General features: G+C 60.5%; 23 protein-coding genes, 1 tRNA gene, 1 pseudogene and 1 other annotated feature. Of the genes and pseudogenes, 6 read left to right on the forward strand and 19 right to left on the reverse strand.

All coding sequences use genetic code 11. The features are described 5' to 3' along the window. Nucleotides 1-6: 6 nt before the first annotated feature. Complete coding sequence (gene nqrM / locus AB5Y97_RS02915; protein WP_005338668.1) at nt 7-231, forward strand: (Na+)-NQR maturation NqrM; 225 nt, start codon at nt 7-9, stop codon at nt 229-231. A gap of 73 nt (nt 232-304) precedes the next feature. Here nqrM and AB5Y97_RS02920 read toward each other — a convergent pair whose 3' ends face one another. From AB5Y97_RS02920 to AB5Y97_RS03000, 17 genes and pseudogenes are all read right to left on the reverse strand, one after another. Next, on the reverse strand, nt 305-844 hold the full coding sequence (locus AB5Y97_RS02920; protein WP_368157226.1) for a DUF3833 domain-containing protein: 540 nt from the start codon (nt 842-844) through the stop codon (nt 305-307). Between the two features lie 14 nt (nt 845-858). After that, a complete protein-coding gene (locus AB5Y97_RS02925; protein ID WP_368157227.1) occupies nt 859-1,401 on the reverse strand; it encodes a chalcone isomerase family protein in 543 nt (180 codons plus the stop codon). Then, nucleotides 1,358-1,579, reverse strand: coding sequence for a TIGR02450 family Trp-rich protein (locus tag AB5Y97_RS02930; protein ID WP_019445887.1), 222 nt, complete (start codon nt 1,577-1,579; stop codon nt 1,358-1,360). Before AB5Y97_RS02930 ends, AB5Y97_RS02925 begins: the two co-directional genes overlap by 44 nt. Then, entirely contained in the window at nt 1,576-2,052 is a 477-nt protein-coding gene (locus AB5Y97_RS02935; RefSeq protein WP_368157228.1) for a DUF2878 domain-containing protein, read from the reverse strand. Before AB5Y97_RS02935 ends, AB5Y97_RS02930 begins: the two co-directional genes overlap by 4 nt. A 2-nt stretch (nt 2,053-2,054) precedes the next feature. Beyond that, entirely contained in the window at nt 2,055-3,311 is a 1,257-nt protein-coding gene (locus tag AB5Y97_RS02940) for a class I SAM-dependent methyltransferase (RefSeq protein WP_368157229.1), read from the reverse strand. After that, nucleotides 3,311-4,048 (reverse strand): DUF1365 domain-containing protein, encoded by a 738-nt coding sequence (locus AB5Y97_RS02945; RefSeq protein WP_368157243.1) that lies wholly within the window; start codon nt 4,046-4,048, stop codon nt 3,311-3,313. Before AB5Y97_RS02945 ends, AB5Y97_RS02940 begins: the two co-directional genes overlap by 1 nt. A gap of 39 nt (nt 4,049-4,087) precedes the next feature. Continuing rightward, nucleotides 4,088-5,338, reverse strand: a pseudogene (locus AB5Y97_RS02950) (NAD(P)/FAD-dependent oxidoreductase); the annotation flags it as partial. Further along, entirely contained in the window at nt 5,335-6,069 is a 735-nt protein-coding gene (locus AB5Y97_RS02955) for an SDR family NAD(P)-dependent oxidoreductase (protein ID WP_368157230.1), read from the reverse strand. The gene AB5Y97_RS02955 and the pseudogene AB5Y97_RS02950, both read right to left, overlap by 4 nt. Continuing rightward, entirely contained in the window at nt 6,066-6,494 is a 429-nt protein-coding gene (locus tag AB5Y97_RS02960; protein ID WP_139410959.1) for a nuclear transport factor 2 family protein, read from the reverse strand. The genes AB5Y97_RS02955 and AB5Y97_RS02960 overlap by 4 nt, the downstream gene beginning before the upstream one ends. Nucleotide 6,495: 1 nt before the next feature. Next, a complete protein-coding gene (gene phrB, locus AB5Y97_RS02965; RefSeq protein WP_201945730.1) occupies nt 6,496-7,917 on the reverse strand; it encodes a deoxyribodipyrimidine photo-lyase in 1,422 nt (473 codons plus the stop codon). Then, nucleotides 7,914-8,801 (reverse strand): MerR family transcriptional regulator, encoded by an 888-nt coding sequence (locus AB5Y97_RS02970; RefSeq protein WP_201945731.1) that lies wholly within the window; start codon nt 8,799-8,801, stop codon nt 7,914-7,916. The genes phrB and AB5Y97_RS02970 overlap by 4 nt, the downstream gene beginning before the upstream one ends. A gap of 69 nt (nt 8,802-8,870) precedes the next feature. Beyond that, the gene (locus tag AB5Y97_RS02975) at nt 8,871-9,818 is read right to left on the reverse strand and encodes a DUF523 and DUF1722 domain-containing protein (protein WP_040096502.1); all 948 of its coding nucleotides are present in this window, start codon (nt 9,816-9,818) and stop codon (nt 8,871-8,873) included. A gap of 180 nt (nt 9,819-9,998) precedes the next feature. Further along, a complete protein-coding gene (locus AB5Y97_RS02980; RefSeq protein ID WP_110303325.1) occupies nt 9,999-10,640 on the reverse strand; it encodes an autotransporter in 642 nt (213 codons plus the stop codon). 189 nt (nt 10,641-10,829) lie between these two features. After that, nucleotides 10,830-11,402: a DUF3157 family protein gene (locus AB5Y97_RS02985; RefSeq protein ID WP_107682474.1), complete on the reverse strand. Its 573-nt coding sequence runs from the start codon at nt 11,400-11,402 to the stop codon at nt 10,830-10,832. Between the two features lie 106 nt (nt 11,403-11,508). Further along, on the reverse strand, nt 11,509-12,345 hold the full coding sequence (locus AB5Y97_RS02990) for a hypothetical protein (RefSeq protein WP_201945732.1): 837 nt from the start codon (nt 12,343-12,345) through the stop codon (nt 11,509-11,511). Nucleotides 12,346-12,424: 79 nt separating this feature from the next. After that, nucleotides 12,425-12,703, reverse strand: coding sequence for a DUF6482 family protein (locus AB5Y97_RS02995; protein ID WP_005338699.1), 279 nt, complete (start codon nt 12,701-12,703; stop codon nt 12,425-12,427). A gap of 18 nt (nt 12,704-12,721) precedes the next feature. Further along, nucleotides 12,722-13,333 carry an HAD family phosphatase gene (locus AB5Y97_RS03000; protein ID WP_201945733.1) on the reverse strand — a complete coding sequence of 204 codons (612 nt, stop codon included), beginning with the start codon at nt 13,331-13,333 and terminating at the stop codon, nt 12,722-12,724. 170 nt (nt 13,334-13,503) lie between these two features. Beyond that, nucleotides 13,504-13,625: a sequence feature (Phe leader region), on the forward strand. Nucleotides 13,626-13,663: 38 nt separating this feature from the next. Here AB5Y97_RS03000 and pheA point away from each other — a divergent pair. After that, nucleotides 13,664-14,836 carry a prephenate dehydratase gene (gene pheA, locus AB5Y97_RS03005; protein WP_005343631.1) on the forward strand — a complete coding sequence of 391 codons (1,173 nt, stop codon included), beginning with the start codon at nt 13,664-13,666 and terminating at the stop codon, nt 14,834-14,836. A 77-nt stretch (nt 14,837-14,913) separates the two neighbouring features. On the opposite strand, the gene AB5Y97_RS03010 is transcribed toward pheA, so the two are convergent. Both AB5Y97_RS03010 and AB5Y97_RS03015 read right to left on the reverse strand, forming a co-directional pair. After that, nucleotides 14,914-15,339 carry an LPP20 family lipoprotein gene (locus tag AB5Y97_RS03010; RefSeq protein WP_005349622.1) on the reverse strand — a complete coding sequence of 142 codons (426 nt, stop codon included), beginning with the start codon at nt 15,337-15,339 and terminating at the stop codon, nt 14,914-14,916. 10 nt (nt 15,340-15,349) lie between these two features. Beyond that, nucleotides 15,350-15,970: a FlgO family outer membrane protein gene (locus tag AB5Y97_RS03015; RefSeq protein ID WP_201945735.1), complete on the reverse strand. Its 621-nt coding sequence runs from the start codon at nt 15,968-15,970 to the stop codon at nt 15,350-15,352. Between the two features lie 218 nt (nt 15,971-16,188). On the opposite strand from AB5Y97_RS03015, the gene AB5Y97_RS03020 reads away from it, so the two are divergent. The 4 genes from AB5Y97_RS03020 (at nt 16,189) to AB5Y97_RS03035 (ending at nt 20,587) form a co-directional block, all read left to right on the forward strand. Then, nucleotides 16,189-17,343 (forward strand): flagella assembly protein FlgT, encoded by a 1,155-nt coding sequence (locus AB5Y97_RS03020; RefSeq protein WP_201945738.1) that lies wholly within the window; start codon nt 16,189-16,191, stop codon nt 17,341-17,343. A 50-nt stretch (nt 17,344-17,393) separates the two neighbouring features. Continuing rightward, nucleotides 17,394-17,470: transfer RNA gene (locus AB5Y97_RS03025), tRNA-Arg, on the forward strand. Nucleotides 17,471-17,659: 189 nt separating this feature from the next. Beyond that, entirely contained in the window at nt 17,660-18,544 is an 885-nt protein-coding gene (locus AB5Y97_RS03030) for a DMT family transporter (RefSeq protein WP_201945739.1), read from the forward strand. A gap of 105 nt (nt 18,545-18,649) precedes the next feature. Beyond that, nucleotides 18,650-20,587 carry a methyl-accepting chemotaxis protein gene (locus AB5Y97_RS03035; RefSeq protein WP_368157231.1) on the forward strand — a complete coding sequence of 646 codons (1,938 nt, stop codon included), beginning with the start codon at nt 18,650-18,652 and terminating at the stop codon, nt 20,585-20,587. Nucleotides 20,588-20,678 lie beyond the last annotated feature (91 nt).

A 20,678-nucleotide genomic window follows, 5' to 3' on the forward strand; every position in this document is an offset into this window, starting at 1 on the left:
GTAGAGATGCAGATTTTTCTGATCACCTTCGGGGTATTCATGTTGGTGATAGCCGCCATGGCTATCGGTTACATCTTCCAGAAGAAGACCATCTCCGGCTCCTGTGGCGGTCTGGGTAGCGTCGGCATCGAGAAAGAGTGCGATTGCCCGGAACCCTGTGACAACCGCAAGAAGAAGATGGCCAAGGAAGAGGCCCGTCGCAAGATGCTGGAAGAGAACCGCATCATCTGATGACTCTGGTTTTTCGGTAAACAAAAGCGCGCCATCGGCGCGCTTTTTACTGGGCGTTATCTTGCGTTAACGGTCAGGGCTGACGTTCGATATAGAGGATCACCTCGCCAAGATGGATACCGAACTTGCTGATCTCGGCACGATTGATCAGACGCTCTTCGTCCAGCAGGTACATCCAATCATCGAAGCTCACCCGCACCACCTCGCCATCCGGCAGCGCCAGATCGAGCTGATAACGCCAGTTGAGGGCAAACCCTTGGCTTTTACCCACCGCCTCCCCCACCACATCGGAAGCAGTACCTCGCCAGTGACCGTCAACCCCCTTGCTCAGATACCAGGTACGGGTCTGCTGGCGGCCATCATCAAAGTAGAACTGCTCGAACAGCTCTCCCTTGCCATCCTTCCAACGACCCACCATATCGACACGAAAGCGACTGGTCACTTCGCCGCTGCGGTCGGTTACCAGGCCGTGAGCCACCAATTTGCCGTTGAAGAAACGGGCGAGATCCCAGTTTGGCCCCTGCCCACGATAGTCATCGAGACTGGCACCACAGCCACTCAGCAGCAAAAAGGGGAGCAACAGCAACCAGCGGTATGCACGATAAAAAAACATTGGAAACTCCATGTTCAGGGTTGGCCACGCAGGCGGCGGGTCAGTGCAGGATCGCGGCTATTGTCAGCCAGCCAGATGGCGAGAAAAGCGGCCGAAAAATGTGGATCGGCCAGAGTGCCGAGGGGTTTTTCCTGCCACCAGAAGTGGCCTGCACCGCCCTTGTCGACATAAAAGGTGAGCTTGTCGCCCGCCTGCACATCAGGCCAGAGTGCAGCGAGCTGGCCGAGCCAGCGCTGACGCTCGGCGTCAGTACCAAGACCTAGCCGCTGCCACTCGGCGGCGGTGGCGCTCAGCAGATCTTCCCGCTCGATGGGTCTGGCATAGGTGAGAGTCAGAGCCTGTGGATAGTGACCGGGCTGATAGCGCCCGCTCACGCTGTAGAGGGTGGCATCATAGAGCTTGAACCATAGCCAGTTCATCTCCCCCTGCCCGACCGGGCGCAGCTGCTGCCAGGGGGCGGCAGAAGCCTGCACAACGGTTGCAGCAAAGAGCGCAAACGCCAGCAGTAGCGGGTTAATTCCACCCCATATGCCAGTGGTTGGGGTCTTCCAGTTCATGCCAGTCCATCTCCTGTTCCTGCAGGGTGTTGATATCCTGCATCACCACCTGCACCAACCGACCTTGCGCATCCCGCTGGCAGGCAACCACCAGATAGAAGCGATCAGTCAGTTCATGCTGGCTCTCTTTGGTCCATTTGGAAAAAAGCAACGAGTCGGTCGAAAAGGTGTTTGTCATGACTCACCCTCCAGCTTGACCATTACCCACAGGAGTACGGGTAACCACCACATCCAGATCACTGCCAGCAACGCCGTGCTGATCCAGATGCCCCAGGGTAAGTGTACTGCCCCCATGGCGGCCCCCGCCACATAGGAGGAAGTACCGCCAACCATGCCAAACAGCGCCTGCTGCCAGCGGGGCAAACGCAGCAGCCAGCGCATACCGTGGGCCAGCGTCAGGGCAAAACCGAGCCAGAGCAGTACCAGCCAGAGGGGAAAACCGGACGGGAACCGGAACAGGCCGAGCTGCCAGAGCAGGGCATCCAGCAGACAGCCGGCCACCGCGATGGGAAGCAGCCGCCAGTCACGCTGGCGGCTGGGTGAGAAGAGAAAGTGCAGCAGCAACATTGCCAGCAGCGGGCCCGGCTGCTGCCACTTCACCGCCAGCAACCAGTAGAGGTTGAACCCCAGCAGGTGAGCCCACTGCCACATGGTCAGTGACCGCTTACTGGCACATCACCCGACCAGCCAGCGGGCCCCGGCTTGGCGGCCTCCAGCTGCACCAGACTGATGGTGCGCTCCCAGAATCCCCCCTCGCAATAGGCAAAGTAGAAGTGCCACAGCCGGATGAAATCCTGGCTGTAACCGAGCTTGGGCAGCTCGGGCGCCAACGCCAGAAAGCGATCGCACCAGTGAGCCAGGGTGCGGGCATAGTGATGGCCGTGATCGTGCAGCCGCACCAGTTGCATGTCGGTCTCCCGCGCCAGCAACCCTGCCATCTGGGAGACGCTCGGCAGGCAGCCACCGGGGAAGATGTACCGCTGGATAAAATCGACCCCGCGCAGATACTGGGCATGGCGCTGATCGGCGATGGTGATGGCCTGAATGAGCAGACGGCCACCGGGCTTGAGCAGCCGTGACAACTGGCGGAAATAGTCGGGCAGGAAGGCGTGGCCTACCGCCTCGATCATCTCGATGGAGACCAGCTTGTCATAGGTGCCCTCCAGCTTGCGGTAATCCTCCAGCAGCAAGGTGATGCGATCCCCCAGCCCCTCCCGCGCAATCCACTCCTTGGCGTAGTCATGCTGGGCCCGGGAGATGGTCGTGGTGGTCACCCGGCAGCCATAGTGGCGGGCGGCATAGACGGCGAGGCCACCCCAGCCGGTGCCGATCTCCAGCAGATGATCATCAGGCCCCAGCCCCAGCCGCTCGCAGATGGTGCGCAACTTGGCCTGCTGCCCCTCTTCCAAAGTGGCCTCGGCGCTCGGATAGATGGCGCTCGAGTACTGCATATGGCTGTCGAGAAACCCCTGATAGAGGGTATTGCCGAGATCGTAGTGGGCGGCGATGTTGGAGCGCGAACCGGTCAAGGTATTGCGGTTGAGCCAGTGGCGCACCTTGTTGAAGGGGAAACTGAGCCAGCCGAGGCGCCGCTCGAGGGAGTCAAGCAGGGTCAGGTTGCGGGCCAGCAGCCGCACCAGCGCCACCGGATCCGGGCTGGTCCAGAGCCCCTCCACCCAGGTTTCCCCGGCGGCAATGCTGCCCCCCAGCAACAGGCGACGATAGAAGGCAGGATCTTGCACCACCAGTTCGGCATGCAGATCGGTACCCGCGACGCCAAAGCTGTGGCGCTCACCGCCATCCCGCAACAGCAGCTGGCCATGTTCGAGGCGACCCAGCAGATTGAGCAGCAGTTGTCTTGCCCCCTTGTCGATGAAAGAGGCAGAGAGGGTTGATTGAGCAAGTTCCATTAGCGGCTCTCCGGATGGGTAAATATCGGGGTTCGTTTGATAAAAAGACGCAGGGCCTGCCAGTAGATCCCGAGCAGCACCTTCATGGTCATCCATGGCCAGCGGGCCAGCAGGGCCACCAGCCCCTTGCGCGACAAGGGTTCGCGAGTGAGCGCCAGGGTGGCGTCAAACAGCTTGGCTTCACCGGATACGGGATGACTCTCGATATGGATCAGAGTCTCCTGCGCGGGCGGTCTGATGCGCCAGTGATAACGCATCGCCAGCCCCATAAAGGGGGAGACGTGAAAATCCTTGTCATGGGGTGCCAGCGCCGCCAAATCCAGCAGGTAGTAGTGACGCTCGTTCCAGGGGGTGTTGGAGACCTCTGCCAGCAGATAGCGCGCCTCGCCCTGCCGGTAGCAGAAGTAGAAGTTGACCGGGCTGAAGTAGAACCCCAGACAGCGCACATTGCCGAGCAGCAGTACCCGCCCCTCGGGCTCGGCATCGCCACCCAGCTCGCTCACCTTCTGCCACACCGCCTGCTTGAGGCTTCCCTCACTCCCCTTGAGATAGTCATGGCGGTGAAACGAGAGCAGCCCAGCCCGCTCAACCCCGAACCAGCGCCCCTGATCGAGCTGCGGCAGCTCGTCGAGATCCAGTCCCAGCATAAAGAGGCTGTAGGAGAAGGCGTGAGCCCGCGGCGCAAAACGGCGATGGCGCACCGAGCCCTGCCAGATGGCGCTGGTGACGCCAGCCAGTTCGTCGGCACGCCCATGTTCGGTGGCAACGGTGGCGCCGGCTCCGAAGCGCCTGGCGACATCCAGCGCGCTGCGCACCCCATCCTCATGGAAGCCGTTGTACCAGTAGGCACCACAGAAGTGGGTGTGTTGCTGGCCGCAGATCTCCGCGCGGCGCTGCTGGGCAGCGATGGAGGCCTGATTGAACACCGGATGGTGATAGACGAAGCGGCGCAGCACCTTGCTCTCATCGACCTTGCCCCTGGGGTTGAGACTGACGCAGAAGGGCTCCGGCGAGTTCACCCCCTGCAGGATGTTCATGTTGTAGCTCACCAGCGGCCGTGCCTCGTCGTCGCCATCGAGTTGATAGTTCCAGCTGGCCCATGCCTTGCGACGGGTAGGCAGGCAGCGCGCATCGGTATGGAGCCAGACATCGTTGGCCTGATAGGGCATGTCGCCGAGAATGGCCAGCTCCCGCTCGCCGGGATCCGCCAGCAGTGCCAGCGCCTGATCGCTATGGCAGGCGAAGATCACCTCGTCAAACCGCTCCTCGCCGTAACTGCTCAGGATCACTACGCCATCCGCTTCCCGCCGCACGCTCTGCACCGGACAGGCGAGGCGGATCTGCGACTGCCAGCCTGCCGTAAGGGGGCCGATATATTCCCGCGAGCCGCCCGGGATCACGTACCACTGGGGGCGATTGGCCACATCCAGCAGGCCGTGGTTGGCAAAAAAGCGCAGAAAGAAGCCAAGGGGGAAGGCGCGCATATCAGCCAGGGTCGATGACCAGATCGCCGCCCCCATCGGCAAGATGTAGTGGCGGGCGAAGTAGTCGCTAAACTCCCCCGCCAGCAGAAAGTCTCCCAGGGTCAGCTCGGGGCCAGCCCCTTGATGTTGCCCATCCGCCAGCCAGGCCCGCGCCTCCCGGTTGAACCGCAAAATCTCGGCGACAAAACCGTAGAAACGGGGACTCAGCAGATTGCTGCGCTGGGCAAACAGGGTGTCGAGGTTGTGGCCGTTATACTCCAGCCCCTCCGGGCTCTTCACCGAGAAGCTCATCTCGGCCGGTTGCCGCGCCATGCCGATCCGCGCCAGCAACTTCAAGAAGTTGGGGTAGGTGCGATCGTTGAAGACGATAAAGCCGGTGTCGATGGCATAGCTGCGGCCAGCCTGATTCACATCGACAGTGGCTGTGTGCCCCCCCAAAGTCGGCGCCGCCTCAAACAGGGTAATGTCATGGAGTTTGTGGAGCAGAAAACCGGCGGTGAGCCCCGAGATCCCTGAACCGACGATGGCGATCTTTTTCTTCATGAATGGCTTCCTTTCGATACGAGTGCGCGGCCAAGGCGCAGCCAGAGCCCCACCGGCAGCGCACCAAGCAGGCGCAGCAACCAGATGAAACGGCGGGGAAAGTGGATCTGGTGACGACCAGCGGTCAGCCCGTCCATGATGGCGCGGGAGGCCTGCTCCACCGTCACCAGACAGGGCATGGGAAAATCATTTTTGGCGGTGAGCGGCGTCTGGACAAAGCCGGGGCGGATCAGGGTCACCCCGATCCCTTTGCTGGCCAAATCGAGGCGCAAGGTATCCGCCAGATAGTCGAGGGCCGCCTTGGAGGCGCCATAGGCCTCGGCTCGTGGCAGCGGCAGCCAGCTCACCGACGAACTGACGATGGCCAGCCGTGACCCAGCCCCTAGCAACGGCAAGAAGGCGGCCAGCGCATGGCCGGTAGCGGTCAGATTGGTGTCGATGACACGGGCAAACAGCTCGCTGTCAAACCCCTCGCCGACATCCATGTACTCGCAGTTGCCTGCGTTGAGGATTAGCAGATCGAGGGATGGCAGCGTAGCGGCTATCCCGCTCATTGAGGCCAGATCACGGGCATCGAACTGCAGCGGAGTGACGCCATCCAGCCCCAGCGCCTGCAGCCGTTCACCATCGCGGCCACAACCCCACACCTGCCAGCCGGCGCGCCGGTAATCCAGCGCCAACTGGCGACCTATGCCGGAGGTCGCGCCTGTGATAAGCACCCGGCCGCTCATGCGCCAAGCCTCATCTTGATGGTGCGAACCACTGGCCCGAGCAACGGCAACTGCTCGTAGAGCATGGCGCCCAGGTCAAAATAGTCCCTGTGCTGGCACACCTTGCCCGCCTCGTCGAATTCGAGGCGGGTGGCCCCCTCCACCGTCACCGGCTCACCACCACGCAATCTGGGGTGAGAGAAGGTCATGGTCCAGCCGAGCCAGGCCTGTGGCCCTTGCTGCTGCTGACTGGTGATGACGAAACGGCAGTAGGCGAGACGCTGATAGAGGGCGGCAAAATAGTCGCCAAGGGCCGCCAGCCCCTCGATACGGTGAGCCGGATCGATAAAGACCACCTGTTCGGCATAGACCTCGGGCAAGCGATGCAACTGCTGTTTGTCCAGTTGCTGATAGAGGCCAATAAAGCGGGCCAGCGGCTCGTTCATCCTATTTCTCCAGAGAGCGAAACATCTCGATGGCTCTCACCCGGGCAACGGCGTGATCCACCATGGGTGCCGGATAATCCTGTCGCCCCTTGAGTCGCAGCCAGTCGTGGGGCTGATGCACATAAGCGGCAGGAATATCGGCCAGTTCAGTTACCCAAGTACGGATAAACTCCCCTTGTGGATCAAATCGTTGCCCCTGAGTGGTGGGGTTGAAGACCCGAAAGTAGGGGGCCGCATCGGCACCGGTGCCTGCAGCCCACTGCCAGCCGCCATTGTTGGCTGCCAGATCCCCGTCGATGAGTCGACTCATGAAGTAATCCTCCCCGAGCCGCCAGTGGATATGGAGATCCTTGGTGAGAAAGCTCGCCACTATCATTCGCAGCCGGTTGTGCATCCAGCCGGTGGCGTTGAGACAACGCATCGCCGCATCGACGATGGGGTAGCCGGTGCGCCCCTCGCACCAGGCGGCGAAGGCATCCGGCTCCCAACTCCACGGCAAGTCCGCCGTCTCGGGCTTGAAGGGGCGATTCATGGAGAGGGTCGGGACCAGTACCAGCAGGTGGCGATAGAACTCGCGCCAGATGAGCTCATTGAGCCAGACAAAGCCGGGCTGGGCCTTGGACTGGGGTCGATAGCCCAGCCGCTGCTGGAGCGCCGCCACGCACTGACGCGGGCTGATGATGCCCGCCGCCAGATAGGGGGAGAGCACGGACGTGCCTGCGATGGCAGGAAAATCCCGGGTCTCGCCATAGTCGAGCACTGCCTGCTCCAGAAAAATGTTCAAACGACGCAGAGCTTCCACCTCCCCCACTGGCCAGCGGGGATCAGCCGTCAGCTCGCCGAGCGCCTCATCAACCCACGCCCGCTCGGCCAGCGGCTGCCACGGCTGTGGCTCGCCCCGTGTTGCAGGAGCGCGATGAATGACAAACCCCTCCTCGTCGAGGGCCTTGAGCCAGGCGCGGCTGAAGGGGGTGAACACCTTGAACATCTCACCCGAGCCGGTCAGCACCCGCCCCGGCGGCAATACGCAGCAGCCGTTGAGCCAGTGACAGCTCACCGCCTGCTCTGCCAGCGCGGCAGTAACGGCGTGGTCGCGGCGCTGCTCATCGATCTCGATAGCCTGATTGGCGTAGAGCTGGGTCACCCCCAGCTCGCGGCAGAGGTTTGCCAGCGCAGCGGGCGCCTCGGCAAAAGTCTCCACTCGCAGCAGATGGAGCGGGATGCCAAGCGCCGCCAGCTCGCGGCCCAACTCATCCACCTGCGCCAACATAAAGCGCTGACGGATGGGGGCCATTTTGTGCTGCCGCCACTGGGTAGGAGAGATGATAAAGAGCGCGGCGACCGGTCCATCACCGGCGCAGGCATACCGCAGCGCCGGGTTGTCGGCAAGGCGCAGATCGTTGCGAAACCAGACCAGTTTCATGACTTTTTCCTCCCGCGTCCGCTGGTGCCAGCAGCATCTGGGGCATCCGCCATCAGCTCGGCAAGGCTCGCCTGCCAGCCATAGGCTTTAAGCCACTCATCGTCGTAGAGGCGCCCCAGCTCACCAAACAGGCGCGTGCCTACGGGCCACCCGGCGGCCAGCTCCTGTTTGCCAAGCCCGGCCCCCAGCAGCACCAGCCAGGGAGTGGCTGCACGTCCTTCCAGCAGGCTGGCATGGCGCGGCTCCACCGCCCCCAGCAGTTGCACCTCATAGCCCTGACCGATCAGCTCGTAGGCGGCCCAGACCAGATCGAGGGGGCCAACCTGTCCCCAGCTCGCCAGCGTGATCGGCACGCCCTTCTCCTGCTCGATCAGGCGGCGGGCGAAGCGGGTATGGAGCCAGCCCAGCCACACCTGTTGCAGCAGCTCGCCATCGGGCCGCTCGCGCCACAGCCCCAGCAGCCGCTCCACCAGCGGTTGCAGTATCCGGCTGCGCACCAGCTCGAACGGGTAGCTCGCCAGCAGATCGTTGAGTTCAGCCTCCGCCTTGCGCTGGTTGAAGGCGAGCAGCGCCTGACTGAACTGCTCCAGGGTTTGCTGCCAGTGATCGCTCACTGGCTCGGAATGGGGTTCGCTCAAGAGCCCCTTCACCTGCCCGATACCCACTCCCCGCTCCAGCCAGCTCAGGATCTCGCCGATTTGGCGGATATCCTGCTCGCTGTAGAGGCGGTGGCCCTTTTCGGTGCGGGCCGGTTGCACCAGACCGTAGCGGCGCTGCCAGGCGCGCAGGGTCACGGCGTTGACGCCGGTGAGACGGGAGACCTCGCGAATGGGGTAGATCCCCTCATCAGCCAGAGGAGCAACTTCTTGCGGTAAATCAGACATGACAACGTCCATCAAACAAAGGAGTAAGGCTACCCGGCGCAAACCATGCGCCGGGGCAACAGAACGGATTCAGAGCCCGTAACGCAATTTCAGCGTATCGGGGTGCGGATTGAGATAAACCTGCTCGGCGAGATAGGGGTTGGGGTACTCGCGCAGGTAGTGGCGGATCAGGGTGAGCGGCACCAGCAAGGGGAAGATGCCGGTGCGGTACTTGTCGATGGTATCGGCAAGCTCCTGCTTCTGGGCCGGGGTCAGCACTCGCTTGAAGTAGCCCTGCAGGTGCATCAGCACATTGGTGTGGCTGCGGCGGTTGGCTCGCAGGGTCAGCGCCGTCATCAATCCCTTGATGTAGTTGTCGGCCACCTCCTGCAAATTGGTGGACTTGCCCAGATTGCCGAGCAGCTTGCCGAGGATGCGGTAGTGGGTGGTGGCGTGGGAGAGCACCAGATACTTGTAACGGGAGTGGAAGCGGATCAGCGCAGAGGCGGTAATGCCGCGGGCGCAGAGTTGCTGCCAGTCGTGGTAAGCGAAGACCCGCAGCACAAAGTTCTCCCGCAGGATGGGATCACAGAGCCGACCATCCTCTTCCACCGGCAGCAGGGGGTTGGCCTCCATCAACGCCTTGGCAAACAGGCCAATCCCCTCCTTGGCGCTCCCCTCGTTGTTGGCGCCATAGACTTTGACCCGCTCCATGCCGCAGCTGGGGGATTTGGCGCAGAGGATATAACCGGAGATAAAGTCGAGCTGACGTGCCTTCTGCTCGCTGAAGGCGATCAGCTTTTCGGTGACATCGAAGCTGCCGTTGCTCGCCTCGGCGCGGATCTCGCCGTGACGCTTGACCAACCGGATGGCGGCGCGAGGCGCCCCTAGACCAATGGCCATCTCGGGACAAACGGGGTGATAGTCAAAGTGAGCGCCAAGATCCCGTTCGCAGAAGCTGGAGCGCTTGTGGCCCCCATCGAAACGTACCTCTTGTCCCAGCAGGCAGGCACTGATACCGACTTTAATCTTGTACATGATGACGCTCCTTGTATAAGCATTGATTCAGTTATAGCAGTTATACAAAAAAATGAAAGTTGTATAACTATTTGCGACTGATACGACACAAGGAGAAAAAAGGGATCACCGGAAAAAGAAAAAACCCATGGCGAACGCCATGGGTAAAAAACAAGACACTACGGACTACGGGAAGGGGGATTAGAAGCTGTACTTCACACCCAGGCTGGAGATGGAACCTTTTTGCAGATCCCAGTTGCGATAGGTGTAATCGGCAGTCAGCGCCCAGTTCTGGTTGAGCTTGTAAGCACCGCCCACCTTGAAGTCGTGCATATCGTCGGTCATGTTGGCGTAGCGGTAGGCAGTGGAGAGCTCGACATTGCCGATGTCGTAGCGCAGACCCACTTCACCGTACATGCTACCGCTATCTTTGCGAGCAACAGCATCCCACCCTTTGTTAGCGATGTCGCTGGCAAGTTCACGCTCCAGCATGTAGCCGGTCACACCGGTTTCACCGTAGAGGTTCAGACCCGTGCTCAGCGGAGTAAAGACACCGACACCGATGCTGGAGATCGACATGCTGTCGTTGCCGTTGCTGCGAGAGGTGTATTCAGTGCTGCCGCGACCATAGAAATTGGAGCCGAAGCTCTTGGAGAGATCCAGGCTCAGACCGCCAAAATCACGGGTTCCTTTGCTGTCATTGCTGAAGGTACCGCTGAGATAGTCGGATTTGGTGTGCGCCCAGGTAGCCGCGCCCTTGGCGTAGCTGAAGGCATCCTGCGCCATGACGGAAGTAGAGGCAAACCCGGCCAGAACCAGAAGAGAGACAGTTGCTTTTTTCATGATGATAACTCCATGTGATTGGGCCCGTTGCTAGCGAGCTGGTATGGAGTCATTGTGCGATCAGGTTCCCGACTTGCCGAGCTGCAAGCTGTTGCAGAACCATGTCAGATGTAAGCAGATATTGCAGGGGGTGTCAGCGGCAACAAGTTGCCGGCCCACACGGTTTGCATGGGCCGGAACAACGCCAAATCAGCGGAAGACCACCTCGTCAATTTCGACCCGCACCAGCGGTTGACCGGTCAATCCGGCAGGACGGGGGATCTCGAGGGCCAGCGACGGACGGGCTTGCCCCTTGCGCAGATAGGTCTCCGGCAGGCGGTTCTCGGCAACCCAGAAGCGGGCCTCATGACGGCTCAGCTGCACCCCGTCAGCACTGAACAGGGTCACCATGCCACGCACCCCGACTACATTGCGGGTACCGGTATTGCTCACCATAAAGGTCAGCACCAGCGGGTCAGATCCCTCGATCTTGTCCAGCTTGACCACCACACCGTCACGCGCCATCTGGGCAAGCAGGTCCGGATTGGCCTTGGCCTGATCGGTCAACACCGGGGCCGCGACGGCCACCACGGCCCCAGCCTTCCCATCGGCAGCCACGCCCTGCACAGGCTCGGCCGGTTTGACCACCAGATACTCCCAGGTGAAGTCGTCGTTGAGCTGAACCTGCCGGCCATCGGGCAGCGTCACCTGAGAAAGAGGGGCAGCCTGCGCCAATACGGGGGAGAGGCACAGGGCAATCAGCAGACGGGAGAAGGGTTTCATAGGGCGAAGCTCGGTAACGGGTGAAAGGGCGACAGTATAAACAGTCCCGTCGCCCCTTGCCTATGACAGCACTCACGTTCTGGCACCCGCATCGCTTGCCCGCAGGCTAGATGGCGAGATCGTGCCGCTCTTTCTGTGCCATATCCAGGGTCACCAGATCGAACTTGCTCCCCTTGAGGGCAGACAAAATATCCGATTGCATATCAAATGCCTGTGCACGCTGATGCTCGGGCAGACGCACCCGGGCCAGGGTGGTGGAGCAGTCACACAGGGTATGGAAAAAGACCTGTGCCTCGTCCAGCCCCATGTCGGCCAGCATCTGCTCTGCCTGATCCACCATTCGCAGATAACGCTGCTCAAGCTGCCGTGGATTGGTGAAGCGATTGCTGAGGCAACCGTTGCTCCCCTTGCCCCAACGACCGAGCTGACGCTTGTTGAAGCCGTAACGATAATCGCGACGCATCAATCCATTGTCGGCAAAAAACCAGATTGAGTTGGCAGGCAGAGACCCGAACTGGGCAAGATAATCATCACGCTCCTCCACCGCTGCCGGAACCAGCAACGGCAGATGAGTCCATTCCGGACGAGTCTGCACATACTCACCAATGCGGCGAACCGGGTCGATCAGCCCTTCAATATTTGGCAGGCGATCGCAAAAGACGATCTCGTCACTCTTGATGACCCAGTGATCGATGCCATAACGCTGGCAATAACGGCGGGCTCGGGCCACTTCGCTGCGACTGCGGGTCGGATTATCGAGGGTAATTGCGTGGATTTTCACACCGGCAGCGCGGCACAGCTCGATGCTGTAGCAGGATTCCAACCGTCCCGAAAAAGAGACAACCAGCTCGTCAAAACTTGCCAGTCGCTCAATCAGCAGCTGTTCCCTGGCTTTAAAAGAGTGATCATATCCCTGATTCAGTACAACTACATTGGCACCCATTAAACAGCTCCGGATGATGAACAGGTGCAGTATTGTGCGGCAAACAAACTGAATAGACCCTTAAAGAGTCTGGTTAAAATTAAAACTTGATGATTATTTCCTGTGATTCTGCTGCTAAATCTTCATTTTGGGCGTCATAAATCCGTAATCTTGCTTGGTGAACCCGATGGGCTCGCAAGAAACCCTGCGCCTGATCCAACGAGGTGAAGGTCAAGCGCCCTCCCTCGCTGTCGGTCAGGCAGAGGCACTCCCCTTCTGCCTCAACACAGAGCTGATAACCGCTGCCATCCTTGCAGGCGATGATCAGGGTCGCCTCGGGATAATGACTGAGCCAATTGCGAAACCGGCCATGCTCCATAGTGCTCCTAGAGGGGCATCACCCCCTGCCGATGGCGGGCAAACAGCCCAGCTCACCCAGTTGCTGGCGGCAACTCGCCGCGTCGGTAAAGACGATTCCCCTGATACCGAGGGCCTCGGCGGCCGCAATGTTGGCGGGACTGTCATCGATGAAGAGACACTCTGCCGGTTTCAGATCGAACGACACCAGCAGATAGCGATAGATATCCGGCTCCGGCTTCATCATCCGCACCCGCGCCGAGACCACCTTGCCGCTAAAGAAGCGCCAAAAATCCTGATGCTGCTCCAGCCAGTCGATGCTGGCATGACCCATGTTGGAGAGGGCATACAGGGTGTACCCCGCCCCGTGAAGCTCGGCTATCAGGGTTAGCATAGCGGGATCTGGCTGCAGGGAGGCGGGAACGGCCTGTAAAATGGCCAGATTCTGTGCCACAGAGAGGCCGGTGCGCGCTTGCGCTTCCCGGGCCATGGTGTGGAGCGACATGGTGCCTCTGTCTACCTCCAGCCAATCCGGGTGGTTAAAGAGCTGCTCGGCCAACTGTTCGGCCCCTTGCGGACCACGCACCGAACGCACTATGCCTACCGGATCCCAGCTCACCACCACCCGTCCCAGATCGAAAATAATCGCCATCGTCTTTACCTCCCACACTGGGTTTCAGTCATAAAAACAGAGTCAATAGAACATCGCTCATATGCCATTTTCTTAACCGGATACCCTGCCCCCATCCCCGCCCGCGGGCAAGTTTTACTTGCATCAGACCGGCAAATCCCTTAATGGTTATGACGTTACTTCAAGGACACACCTATGCACGCACCATTCTTCTTTGCTTTCTCGTTTATCCGGCCCGCTTGAGGGAAGGCCTGTCGTCGTGTGAACAGAAAGCAAAGACGAATCGAGCCTCCCCTAGCGGAGGTTTTTTTTTGCATTAATATCAATCGATTACTTGGATAGGGAACAATCATGGCAACGCTCGACGAGATCAGACAAGACATCACCCGGTTGGATCAGGAGCTGCTTGCCCTGCTGGCGAAACGCAAGACCCTCAGCATCGAGGTCGCCCGTGCCAAGCAAGCCAACCCGCGCCCCATTCGTGACCACCAGCGGGAGCAGGAGCTGCTGGTCGCCCTGATCCAGAAAGGGCGCGTGCTTGGGTTGGATGCCCAGTACATCACTCGCATCTATCACACCATCATCGAAGACTCTGTGCTCTCCCAGCAGGCCTATCTGCAGAGCCTGCTCAACCCGGAGCAGCAGGAGCCGATGACCAGCGTCGCCTATCTGGGGCCGCGCGGTTCCTACTCCAGCCTGGCCGCCCGCAAATATCTGGCGCGCTACAAGGATCAGGTGATCGAGGTGAACTGCCAGAACTTCCGTGAAGTGCTGGATGCGGTGGAGTCTGGCCGCGCCGCCTTTGGCGTGCTGCCCATCGAAAACACCAGCTCTGGCTCCATCAACGAAGTCTATGATGTGATGCAGCACACCAGCCTCTCCATCGTCGGCGAGCTAACCTACCCCATCGAGCACTGCATCCTCACCGCCGTACCGACCGAGCTGAGTCGCATCAAAACCTTCTATGCCCACCCGCAGGTGTTCCAGCAGTGCTCCCACTATCTGAGCAAGCTGGAAGGGGCACGCCACGAGATCTGCGACTCCTCCTCCAGCGCCATGATGAAGGTGAAAGAACTGGCCAGCCCGGAGGCCGCCGCCATCGGCAGCGCCGCCGGTGGCGAACTGTATGGTCTGGATGTGCTGGCCGAGCAGCTCGCCAACCAGAAAGAGAACTACAGCCGCTTTATCGTGGTGGCGCGCAAGCCCATCGATGTGGCACCGCAGATCCCGGCCAAGACCACTCTCATCATGTCCACCTCCCAGAAGCCGGGTTCGCTGGTCGAGGCGCTGCTGGTACTACGCAGCCACGAGATCAACATGACCAAACTGGAGTCCCGTCCGGTGCAGGGCAACCCGTGGGAAGAGATGTTCTATCTCGATGTCTCCGCCAACCTGCAGACCCCGGCGATGCAGGCCGCACTGGTGGAGCTGACCAAGATCACCCGCTATATCAAGGTGCTTGGCTGCTACCCGAGCGAGGATGTGAAACCCACCGCAGTGCCGCCGGTGCTGATGGGGAGCTAACCAGCCCACAAGGACAAAAGGCGAGCACCCTGCTCGCCTTTTGTTTTGATGCCGGTTTTCACGGCAAGCCCATCAACTCAGAACTGACCGGCCATCAGCTGGTTGATGTTGTAGAGGGCACGGGTATCGAGCTCCATCTCGGTGGCATAGGTATTGCCACGCGGATAGGAGGCCACCACTCGGGCACCACGCACCACCCCCGCCACAGAAACATCCAGCGAATTGGAGGTCTGGGTCAAGTCGCGGTAGCTGCTCTGGCCGCGCACCTGCTGACCATTGAGCTGCTCTGCCAGCTCGCGATAAGCATCCATCTTGGAAGCGCGAATGGCTTGCAGCATCTTCTCCGACTGGGAGGGGCCGGGCTGGATGTCGATCACCGCATAGCCCACCGCCTTGAGCACCGGAAAATCATCGGGCTTGCCACCCTGGGTGTAATCCACCACCCGGTTGTAGCTGCAACCGGTGAGCAAGAGTGCCAACAGGCAACCAAACAGGATCTTCATGACTCGCTCCTCACGGGGTCAGGTTGACCAGATGACCGCCCGGCCGGGCCTGACTGTCACGCATCAGATAACCGCGATTGATCGATGCCCGACCAAACGAGTTGTTGGCACCGAACAGATATTTTTGCGGGATCAGACTCTGGGCCGTGGTCTCCACCATCTTGGTGCGCATGTCGATAACGCGGGCGTTGACCAGAACCCCCTTGCTGTTGCGACTGAAGGTGCCGACCAGAATGCGCGAGATGGGCAGACGGGGAGATAGCTCCTTGTAGTTGCGGCTCAGCACAAAATCCCCTTGCGGCGTCACCTTGATGCTGCCGGTCAGCTTGAAGTCCACCACCACCTCGCCGCGGCGGTTGAGCTCGTAGATAAAGCTCTCCTCAATCTGCTGCCCCATCCAGTTGGTATCCTGCAGGGTATCGAGATCGACAAAAGAGGCTACCGCGATGGGATCGGTCAGTGTGGAGAGCGATTTGCGCTCCATCAGCTGATCGGTCATGCGTGCCACCAGCCAGTTGAGCTCCATCCCCTGCGCCGCCTGACGCGGATCACCCTGATCCCGATTGATAGGGTCGGAGCCGCAGCCGGCCAATGCCAGAGCGAGCGCCAACGCCGTGATGAATTTGTTCATGGATACCTTTCCTGTATCTGCACCTGATTTGTTATCGGACGCGTCGGCCAAACCTTGAGCCGGGAATGAGGCATGATTCTTGCTGAAACACTCGCTGTTAAGCCAATCTCTGGCGGATGGTCAGAAAAACGCCATCGAACAACTGTTGTGATCCATGTCGGCCCGCCATGCCCTCTTCAAGAGAAGAGGCTGCGAGTCGCCTAATCAAGGTATCTGCTATGAAATTACCGCTGCTGTTGACCCTGCTGCTGGCCAGCCTGAGCGCCCGCGCCGAGCTTATCGAAGCGCAGGGCAGTGCCGCCATTCTGGGGGGGGATGAAGTCTACGCCCGCGAACAGGCGACTCGCGATGCCCTGCGGCAAGCGCTGCTGGCCAGCGGCGCCGCCGTCTCCAGCGTGCAGCGTCTGGAAAATGGCAGCCTGCGATCCGAACAGATCCAGATCCGCTCCGGCGGCGACATTCGCCAGTACCGCCTCAAACGGGAAGAGGTGCGCAACGGCCGCATGTACATCACCCTGGTGGCCGACATTCAGGCCGAACGCCAGATCTGCCAGACCCAGCACTTCGCCAAGGATTTGACACTGGTCAGGCTGCGCCTGCGCTACCCCGATCAGGCCAGCTACGGCGCCATGGACGACATGCCGGAAAACCTCTCGCGCCGGCTGTTCGAAACCCTCGCCAACGCCCAGCAAGGGGTGGCGGTGCGCCAGTGGCTGGACGAAAACCTGCGCATCGACCCGCTTCACCTGCAACAGGGAGATCGCAGCGCCCTCGAGGAGATCAAGGCGCTCAGCCTGCGCACCGACAGCCAGTATCTGGTACTCGGCAGCATCGACGATCTCTCCATCGAACCGCAGGGTAACCAGCTGACCAGCTGGTATCAGGATCCCGTCCGCAACTTTCGCATGCAGCTCTACCTGTTCGACGGCATCAACGGCAGCCTGATCAACCGCAAGGTCTATGAAGGGCGCGCCACCTGGACCTTTGGCAAACGGGATCAGGTGGGCAGCAACAGCGGCCAGTTCTGGCAGTCGAGCTACGGCCAGGAGGTAAACTACCAGCTGCAGCAGGCCGCCCAGGATCTGGTGGCCCAGCTCACCTGTGCCCCGGTCACCGCCCGGGTGGTCGGCCAGAACGAACGTGGCCCCTACATAAATCTGGGGCGGCGCAACGGCGTCAAACTCGGCGATCAGTTCCGCATCCAGCACAACGCCGACTTCATCGACCCCTACGGCAAATCGCGCATGATGCGCAACCCGGCCGACGGCCTGTTCGAAGTGGTGCAGGTATTCGACGATGGAGCCATCATCAGCAGCCAGAACAAATATTCGCCGTTTAACATCCAGAATGGGGATTTGGCAGTATTGGAATAAGAATCAAGGGTTTAAAAGGGAGTTGCTTCTTGTATAATGCCCGCCACACAGCTCCCGTAGCTCAGCAGGATAGAGCGGTCCCCTCCTAAGGGACAGGCCACTGGTTCGACTCCAGTCGGGAGCGCCATATAAAACAAGGGGTTGGCATCATTACGATGCCAACCCCTTGGTCGTTTTTGGCGACAATGAATCCGACCATCCAACCGTAATGGCCCTCTCCTTTCTGCGTTCAGAGCATGTGCTCTCTCTGATAGACTGCTTCTCTTCGGCTTGTCTGTGAGGCCAAGCCCTGTTTCATCTTGCAAAGGAGTGTTGGATGTCCGGATGTTCCTGGTGGGATAGATCCACCGGTTTTGCCTTGCTGACCATTGTGCTGTGGGCTTCACTGGCGGCGCTGACGTCACGGGTCACCAGCGTGTCACCGCTGGTGCTGGTCGGGCTGGTGCTGTTTTTCTGCGGGGTTGGGGCCTTGCCGTTTTGGCGCCAATGGCGCGCTCGCCCTATTACCTGGCTGGTGACGGTTACGGCATTGCTGCTCTACCATCTGCTGCTCTTTATGAGCTTTCGCCATGCCCCGGTGCTGGAGGCCAACCTCATCAACTACCTCTGGCCGCTCTGCATCATTCTGTTCACCCCGCTGTTGTTGCCCGGCCATCCACTCCATGCCCGTCACCTGCTGGCTGGCGCCTTTGGTCTGGCGGGTTCCATGCTGGTGATGGTCAATGGCGAGCTGCAACTGCAGCAGGTCTATCTGCCGGGATACCTGCTGGCACTGGGCGCGGCTGTCGTCTGGGGGGCCTATTCGGTGCTATCACGCCGTCTGCCGCCAGCCCCTGCCGTGGTCACTGCGGCAGCCTGCCTGCCCGCTGGTTTGCTGGCTCTGCTGCTCGCCCGTCTGCTGGAGGGGCCCCTGCCACTCGCGCAGATCCCCACCAGTGACTGGTGGCTGATCATCGGGCTGGCGCTGGGCCCGATGGGGGCGGCCTTTGTGACCTGGTATCTGGCACTGCGAGACGGCGATCCACGCCGGATCGGTGCCCTTGCCTACCTGACACCGCTGCTGAGTACCTTGCTGCTGGTGTTGCTCAATGGAGAAACGCTGACCTCGCGCCATCTGCTGGCCGGTGCACTTATCATGGGCGGCGCCCTGCTCGGTATGCTTGGCCAACGCAACAGCGCACTGGCATCCCCAGCCAGTTAAGTCGGTAAAATAGGGCCACCTGACCATGCTGTCATAAAAACGCCATCATCCCTGTTTAGGCTCGGGCCACGCTCCCCCATAGTCTGTGCCGACAGGAATTACCCCGTGAAAATCGCCCATTACGCCACCCTCTCCTCCCTTGTTTTGTTATTGGTTGCGGGAGGACAGGCGCTGGCCCTCTACCTCGGCTGGCAACAGCTTGCCCGCACCAATCAGGCCCAGCATCAGCACGAGACGCTGCAACAACTGGTGACGGTGAGCCTGCAAAACAGCCTGCGTGACTACCTCAACAGCGGCGATCCACAGCAACTGACAGCAGCGGAGAAGGTCCGTCAGCAAGCGCTTTCCTCGCTGGCCGCTCAGGATGATGCCGTGGCGGCCCCGCTCAGACAGCAACTCGAACAGATGGCGCAGCGCATCGCGCACGACTATCAGGCCGCAGGCAAGCTCTCGGGCAACAGCCAGCTGCTGCTGCAAAACGCTGAGAGTGAGCTGGGCAGCCAGGCCATGGCGCTGATCCGCTATGGGGAGCAAGGCGCCAGCACGGAACAATCTGCCGCGGCACAGCAATATCGCAGCGGCGCAGCCGAGATCCTGGCGGGCCTGCCGCGCCTCGCCCATTTGCGCCAAAGCTATATGGAGCAGGGCAATGAAAAGATGCTCGAAGGGATCCGCTTCGAGCTGGAGGCACTGCAAAAACAGGCGCAAGCGCTGCAAGTCTTGCCGCTGCTCGGCCTGTATGAAGAGGCGCCCGCCGATGAGTTCACGCTGGGGGAGCCGTTGCGCAAGGAGCTGGGAGATCAACCGCGCAGCGAATTACGCTCGCTGCTGGGCCGCTATCCGCAGGAGCTGGCCAACAGCCGCACGGCGCTTCAGCAACAACAGGCTGGCCGCCAGACCGTGCAGCAAGACATCATGGCGATGTTGCAAGCGACCAGACAGATGGGGGAACAACTTGCCCACGAACGGCAAGCCGTCAATCAGGAGCTGGCCACCATCCTCGGCACGCTGGCGCTCTGTCTGGTGATAGTCGCCCTGCTGTTTGCGCTGGTGCAACGACGCTGGCTGCTCACCCCCTTGTTGCGACTGCGCGGAGCCTTTATGCAGCTTGATCAGACGGGGCAGGCCGAGCCGTTGCCTGCCGGGCGCGATCGCAACGAGCTGGCCGATATTGTTGCCAGCTACAATCGGCTGATCGGTCGCCTGCAACTGGACCAACAACAAAAAGAGGGGCAGCTGTCAGCGGTATCCCTCAGCCTGCAAGGGATGGTCAGTCAGGTTGACGAGATCCACCACAGCACCCGCACCACCGTACAGGTGGTCGACGAGAGCGGCCAGATGATGGATGAGCTGAACCAGCTGGCCGGAGAGGTCCATCAGGTCGCCGCCGACATCGCCCAGCATGCCCACCATAACGAACAGGCGATGAGCCAGAGCGAAGATCTGGTGGGGAGCATGCTACACGCCACTCATCAGACCGGACTGGCGATTGACGAGAGCGATGAGGCGCTGCAAGCCCTCACCCGCTCGGTTGCCGATGTGACGGCCATTGTCGATGTGATCGGTCATATCGCTCAGCAGACCAACTTGCTGGCCCTCAACGCCGCCATCGAAGCGGCCCGCGCAGGGGAACAGGGACGCGGTTTTGCGGTGGTCGCCGATGAGGTGCGCCACCTCTCGGCCAATACCCAGCAATCCCTCAACCAGATCACCGATATTCTGGGGCGCCTGACCCAATCCGGCGAACAACTTGGCACTGTACTGAACCGGATCACCAGCGAATCAAGCCGCCAGCGGGCGCAGGCGGAACAACTGCGCCAGACTACCCAGGCTGTGCGGGAGATCGCCCGCAACACCGCAGTGATCGCCCTGCAGGGGGCCGACAACGCCAAAAGTCAGGAACACAAGCTGGCCAGTTTTGCCGATCTGATCGCCCGTATCCATCAGCATGCTCGTCAGGTGAGTCAGCTCTCGGTGCAGGTCTCCTCCCATATTCACCATCAGGCGCAACAGATCCCCCGCATCCTCGGCCAGCAAGGCTGAACCCTATTCGCCCCACATCTTTGCCAGATCACTTTCCCTCGACCAGAGGGAAAGTTTTTTTGTAGCACAAAATTATCTGTTATCGGCAGGT

Origin of the sequence: Aeromonas sp. R10-2 (genome assembly GCF_040908445.1) — a bacterium.
GTDB classification, from domain to species: domain Bacteria; phylum Pseudomonadota; class Gammaproteobacteria; order Enterobacterales; family Aeromonadaceae; genus Aeromonas; species Aeromonas veronii.